Raw genomic sequence first — 2,222 nt, forward strand, 5'->3', positions numbered from 1 at the left:
CGGTCTGGAGTTACACCAACAGCCTTTTCAACGTATTCCTTCAAAGTTGCTTCATCATAAATTACTTCCATTCCGCGTCCACCAAGAACGAATGAAGGACGAATCATGATTGGGTAGCCAATCTTGTCAGCACAAGCCTTAGCCTCGTTGAAGTCAATTGCCATTCCGCTTTCCGGCATTGGGATTTCCAGTTTTTCCATCATGTGGCGGAAGAGGTCACGGTCTTCGGCAATGTCGATTGAGTCGATTGAAGTACCAAGGATGTTTACACCGTTTTCCTGAAGTTCGCGGGCAATGTTAAGTGGTGTCTGTCCACCAAACTGAACGATAACTCCGTATGGCTTTTCTTTTTCGTAAATCTGAAGAACATCTTCTGTTGTAACTGGTTCAAAGTAGAGCTTGTCTGATGTGTCGTAGTCTGTAGAAACAGTTTCTGGGTTACAGTTTACGATGATTGTTTCATAACCAAGTTCTTTAAGCTGCATTGCGGCATGACAGCAGCAGTAGTCAAATTCAATACCCTGACCAATTCTGTTAGGACCACCGCCAAGAATCATAATCTTTTTCTTGTTGTCGCTTGCAACAGAAGTGTCTTTGTCTGAATTATATGTTGAGTAGTAGTAGCAGGCATTTTCAACTCCAGAAACTGGAACGCGGAGCCATGCTTCTTTAATACCAAGTTCGTTGCGGCGTTTGCGGATATCTTTTTCTGCAACCTTAAGGATTTTTGAAAGATATTTGTCGCTGAAACCGTCTTTCTTAGCCTGAATAAGAAGTTTGTCTTCTGGAACACGGCCAGGATTCTTGAGCATTTCTTCTTCAAGGTCAACAAGTTCTTTCATCTGCTGGAGGAAGAATTCTTTTACGTATGTGATTTCAGAAAGCTTTGAAAGTGGAACACCCTTACGGATTGCTTCATAAAGCTGGAAGTAGCGCTCGCTCGACTGAACTTTAAGCATTTCGCACAATTCTTCAGCTGATTTTTTATTGAAGTCTTTTGCAAAACCAAGACCTGAGCGGCCGTTTTCAAGACCACGGATAGCCTTCTGGAAAGTTTCTTTGAAGTTTTTACCGATGGCCATAACTTCACCAACGGCCTTCATTGATGTACCAAGTTCGTCTTTTGTACCGCGGAACTTTTCAAAAGCCCAGCGGGCAAACTTAAGAACAACGTAGTCTCCGTCTGGAGCTCCGCCAAGAGTATATTTTTCAAGAGTTCCGTCACGCCAGTAAGGAATTTCGTCGAGTGTAAGGCCAGAAGCAAGTTTTGCAGAAACAAGGGCGATTGGGAAACCTGTAGCTTTAGAAGCCAAAGCAGAAGAACGTGAAGTACGAGGGTTGATTTCGATGATTACAACACGACCTGTTTTTGGATTGTGGGCAAACTGAACGTTTGTACCACCAATTACGCCGATGTTTTCAACAATCTTAAATGCCATTTCCTGGAGTTTCTTTTCCAAGTCCTTGTCGATTGTCATAAATGGAGCGGCACAGAAAGAGTCACCAGTGTGAACACCAACTGCATCAATATTTTCGATAGTACAGATTGCAACCATCTGATTCTTTGAGTCGCGGACAACTTCAACTTCAAGTTCTTCCCAACCAAGAATAGACTCTTCAATCAGACACTGATGAGTCATAGAAAGATCCAGACCGTTAGCAACAATAGTGCGCAGCTCTTCAACATTGTAGCAGAAACCGCCACCCTGGCCGCCCATTGTGTAAGCCGGGCGAACTACCAGCGGATAGCCGATTTCTTCAGCGATTTTTTCTGCACCTTCAACAGTGTGGCAGATTCCAGAACGCGGAGTGTCGATTCCAAGGGACTTCATAGTCTCCTTGAAAATCTCACGGTCTTCACCACGCTCAATAGCATCAAGGTTTACACCAATAACTTTTACACCGTATTTATCCAGAACGCCGGCCTTGTTCAGCTCCATAGCCATGTTCAAACCAGTCTGACCACCAAGGTTTGGCAAAAGTGCATCAGGACGTTCCTTTTCAATAATCTGAGAAAGACGCTCAACGTTCAGCGGCTCAATATAAGTAGCGTCCGCCATAACCGGGTCAGTCATAATAGTAGCCGGATTCGAGTTTACCAGCACAATCTTGTAGCCCAGCTCGCGCAACGCCTTACAAGCCTGAGTTCCCGAATAGTCGAACTCACATGCCTGACCAATAACAATCGGCCCCGAACCAATAATCAAAACCTTTTTGATGTC

1 protein-coding gene is annotated in these 2,222 nt (G+C 44.3%); it reads right to left on the reverse strand.

Annotation, left to right across the window (positions count from 1 at the left end):
* Positions 1 to 2,222 (reverse strand): carbamoyl-phosphate synthase large subunit (gene carB / locus ACKI5B_RS07205; RefSeq protein ID WP_407427264.1); only part of this gene is annotated, 2,222 nt, incomplete at both ends.

This window comes from Treponema sp., assembly GCF_045657965.1.
GTDB lineage: Bacteria > Spirochaetota > Spirochaetia > Treponematales > Treponemataceae > Treponema_D.